At 66.4% G+C, this 4127-nt stretch carries 3 protein-coding genes and 1 pseudogene; all 4 read right to left on the bottom strand.

What is annotated here, in order from left to right; genetic code table 11:
* Positions 1–296, bottom strand: a pseudogene (locus OU682_RS23470) (hypothetical protein); the annotation flags it as partial.
* Between the two features lie 2 nt (positions 297–298).
* The gene (gene pta / locus OU682_RS23465; protein ID WP_268944600.1) at positions 299–1315 is read right to left on the bottom strand and encodes a phosphate acetyltransferase; all 1017 of its coding nucleotides are present in this window, start codon (positions 1313–1315) and stop codon (positions 299–301) included.
* A 13-nt stretch (positions 1316–1328) separates the two neighbouring features.
* The gene (locus tag OU682_RS23460; RefSeq protein ID WP_268944599.1) at positions 1329–2348 is read right to left on the bottom strand and encodes a YeiH family protein; all 1020 of its coding nucleotides are present in this window, start codon (positions 2346–2348) and stop codon (positions 1329–1331) included.
* Positions 2349–2426: 78 nt separating this feature from the next.
* A partial coding sequence (xsc, locus tag OU682_RS23455; RefSeq protein WP_268944598.1) for a sulfoacetaldehyde acetyltransferase occupies positions 2427–4127 on the bottom strand: 1701 nt, incomplete at its 5' end.

Genomic DNA, 4127 nt, shown 5'->3' with positions numbered 1-4127 from the left:
CGCCACAGGCCGCCTTCCATCAGGTGGGAATGTCCTTCGACCAGGCCGGGAACGATCACCGCCTCGCCAAACCTGTCGTCTGTCTTCCCCCCGCCCCATGGATCGGCACAGGACCGGTCGCCAACCGCCAGGATACGGCCGTCGCGAACCGCGACATGTGTGGCGGTTGGACAATTCGGGTCCATGGTCAGGATCGCCTTGGCGGCAAAGACAGTTGTATTTGGCACATCTGCTCCGTCAGTTTGCGAGGATTTCAATGGCGACTGCGCCAACGACATGCCGATGAGATCGGCCATCGCTATCGCTGGACAAGTTCGCGGTCTTTCCCCTGCCCGTCGGATGTGTGCTCGATGTTTCCTGAGCCGGCCTGCATTGCGGTGATGGCGACGGCATTGACGATGTCGTCGGTTGTGCATCCGCGCGAGAGGTCGTTGGCGGGCTTGGCGAGGCCCTGCAGGATAGGTCCGATGGCGGTCAGGCCGCCAAGGCGTTGGGCAATCTTGTAGCCGATATTGCCCGAGGCGAGGTCGGGGAAGACGAAGATGTTGGGTCGTGCGGTCAAGGAACTGTTCGGTGCCTTCCTGGCACGGATGGCATCATCCAGGGCCGCGTCGAACTGGATTTCTCCGTCGATCTCGAGATCGGGTTTGGCGGCACGGACCAGGGACAGCGCCTCGCGGATCTTCATCAAACTCGGATGATCGGCGGAACCTGCCGTGGAGAAGGACAGCATTGCTACTCGCGGAGTTTCGCCCAGAAGCTTGCGGCAACTGTCGGCCGAGGCGCGGGCAATCGCGGCAAGCCCCTCGGCATCTGGATCGACCACCAGGCCGCAATCGGCGAAGATCATGCCGCCTTTGATCGGCGCGCCGCCGTCGCAGGCGAGCATCAGAAAGAAACTCGACACGATCGACGCCTCAGGCGCGCGGCCGATGATCTGCAGGGCGGCGCGCACCGTATCGGCAGTGGTCGCCACCGCGCCCGCCACGGTGCCGTCGGCCTGTCCCAGCCGGACCCGCATCGCGGCCTGGCGGATCGGGTCGCGCATCTCGATCACCGCTTGTTCGGCGGTCATTCCCTTTGCCATCCGCATCCGGTGCCAGTGACCGGCCAGGTGGTCGAGATCCGGTGCCTCGGACGGGATGATCATGGCCACGCCGTCGATCTGCGGCCCGTTCATCAGGCTGACGCGCGCCAGGCCTTCGCCGGTCAGGCGCTTTGCGGCCTCTGCCACACGGGGATCGCGGCCTTCGGGCAGGATGATGTGGCGCGGGTTGGCGCGTGCCGCGGCGAGGATGCGGTCCAGCGGTTTCATGGCGGAATGCCTTTCAGCTGAGGAAGTGGAGGCCTGCGACGACAAAGACGCCGAGGAAGATGGTTTCTGCGACGATCAGGCCGATGGCGACGCCACCCACATCGAGCATCCGCTTGAGCGAGGTCTTGATGCCCACGGCGGCGATGGCGATCAGCAGCGCCCAGCGGCTGAGAACGCCCGCCCAGTCCGCCAGGACCGCCGGGATCACGCCGACCGAGTTCAGCGCCGCCAGCACCAGAAAGCCCAGAACGAACCCTGGCAGCAGCGGCGGGCGCTTGCCGCCCTCCTGGTCCGCCAGCCCGCGCGCGCGGATCACCAGCGAGAAGCACAGCACCACGGGGGCCAGCATCGACACGCGGATCAGCTTGACCAGCGTCGCCGTTTCGCCCGTCTCGGGACCGATGGAAAAGCCCGCGCCGACGACTTGGGCCACGTCATGGATGGTGCCGCCCAGAAACACGCCGCTGTCGCGGGGCGTAAAGCCGAACAGATCCGACAGCATCGGGTAAAGCACCATCGCCACCGTGGACAGCACCGTCACCGACAGCACGGTAAAGGCCAGGTCGCGTTCGGAGCGTTCATGGCGCGGCAGCACCGCGGCGATCGCCATGGCGGCCGAGGCCCCGCAGATCGCCACCGAACCGCCGGTCAGCAGCGCAAAGCGCCAGTCGCGATTCACAAAGCGCGCGGCGATCAGGCCGAACAGGATGGTCAGCACCACGCCCGCCACGACCAGGGCAATCGCCGGGCCGCCCAGGCCCGCCAGCATGTCCACGCTGATCCGCGCCCCCAGAAGCGCCACCCCCAGCCGCAGCACCGTGCGCGCCGTCAGCGCCACGCCCGGCGCGGTCCGGGTGCCGTCCTCGGCCAGGAAGTTCAGCGCCAGGCCCAGCAGCAGCGCCAAGAGCATCGCCGGCGCGCCGTAATGCTCGGACAGGAACTGCGCCGTCGCCGCCACCAGGACCGACACCGCAAAGCCCGGAAAGGCGTCCGAGATCGTCTGGCGGGCAGGAAGCAGGTCGATGCTGGTCATGGCGTTTTCCTTGAGTGCAGGGGACCATCCGGCGCGGAGGGTCCGCGCCGGATGGTCAGGTTTGCAAAGCGGTTGGGATCAGGCCGCGCCGCGCTGCGGGCGCATGTCGGCCTTGTCGATCCCGGCCACGGGAACAGGCTTCTTCATCGCGTCGCGGCGGAAGGGCTCGCCCAGTTCCTGGTTCAGCAGGACCTCGATGAAGGTGGTTTCCTTGTTCTTCATCTGGCGCTCGACCGCGTCGTGCAGGGCATGGGTCAGGTCCTCGGCGCTGCGCACCTGAACGCCATGGACGCCGCAAGCCTTGGCAATGCCGGCATAGGTGGTGTCGCGGTCAAGCTCGGTCCCCACGAAGTTGTTGGCATACCACAGCGTCGTGTTGCGCTTTTCCGCACCCCACTGGTAGTTGCGGAAGATCACCATGGTGATTGCGGGCCAGTCCTCGCGGCCCACCGACACCATCTCGTTCATCGAGATGCCGAAGGCGCCATCCCCCGCAAAGCCGATCACCGGGGTGTCGGGGTTGCCGATCTTGGCGCCGAGGATCGCCGGGAAGCCATAGCCGCAGGGGCCGAACAGGCCCGGCGCCAGATACTTCCGGCCCCCCTCGAAGGTCGGGTAGGCGTTGCCAATGGCGCAGTTGTTGCCGATGTCGGAGGACACGATGGCATCCTGCGGCACTGCCTGCATGATTGCGCGCCAGGCCTGGCGCGGGCTCATCAGGTCGCTGTCGCGCTTGCGCGCTTCCTCGTTCCATTCGGTGCCGGGATCGTCCTGTTCGTGATCAAGGCTGGACAGCTCCTGCGCCCAACGCGACTTGGTCTGGGCGACCAGATCCTTGCGCTCCTTGCGCCCGGCGTCGCCGGCGGTATCGGACAGCTGCGCCAGAATGCCGCGCGCCACCTTGCCCGCATCGCCCTGGATGCCCACCGTGACCTTCTTGGTCAGGCCGATCCGGTCGGCGTTGATGTCGACCTGGATGATCTTGGCGTCCTTTGGCCAGTAGTCGATGCCGTAGCCCGGAAGCGTCGAGAACGGGTTCAAGCGCGTGCCCAGTGCCAGAACGACATCGGCCTTGGCGATCAGCTCCATCGCCGCCTTTGAGCCGTTATAGCCCAGCGGGCCGACCGCCAGCGGGTGCGACCCGGGGAAGCTGTCGTTGTGCTGGTAGTTCGAGGCAACCGGCGCATCCAGACGCTCGGCCAGCTTGATGAGGTCCGGGATCGCCCCTCCCAGCACCACACCCGCCCCCGACAGGATCACCGGGAACTTGGCCTCGGACAGCAGCTTCGCCGCTTCCTTCACGGCTTCCTCGCCGCCTGCCGGACGCTCGAAGGCCACCACCTGCGGCAGCTCGACATCGATCACCTGGGTCCACATGTCGCGCGGGATGTTCATCTGCGCGGGCGCCGAGTTGCGCCAGGCCTGCATGATGACGCGGTTCAGGACCTCAGGAATGCGGGACGGGTCGCGCACCTCCTCCTGGTAGCACACGCAGTCGGCAAAGAGCCGCATCTGCTCCATCTCCTGGAAGCCGCCCTGCCCGATCGTCTTGTTGGCGGCCTGCGGGGTGACCAGCAGCAGCGGCGTGTGGTTCCAGTAGGCGGTCTTGACCGGCGTCACAAACCCGGTCACGCCCGGCCCGTTCTGCGCGATCATCATCGACATCTTGCCGGTCGAGCGCGTGAACCCATCCGCCATCAAACCCGCATTCGTCTCGTGCGCAGTGTCCCAGAAGGTGATCCCCGCCTTCGGAAACAGATCCGACACAGGCATCATCGC

Origin of the sequence: Paracoccus benzoatiresistens, assembly GCF_026913015.1 — a bacterium.
Classification (GTDB): Bacteria; Pseudomonadota; Alphaproteobacteria; order Rhodobacterales; family Rhodobacteraceae; genus Paracoccus; species Paracoccus benzoatiresistens.
Note: the sequence above shows the minus strand (reverse complement) of the source record. Positions and strands in the feature narration are given on the sequence as shown.

What these genes read in the sequence shown, in the direction of transcription:
- OU682_RS23460 (WP_268944599.1), bottom strand. Translation starts at nt 2,348, where the DNA reads ATGACCAGCATCGACCTGCTTCCTGCCCGCCAGACGATCTCGGACGCC.
- pta (WP_268944600.1), bottom strand. Translation starts at nt 1,315, where the DNA reads ATGAAACCGCTGGACCGCATCCTCGCCGCGGCACGCGCCAACCCGCGC.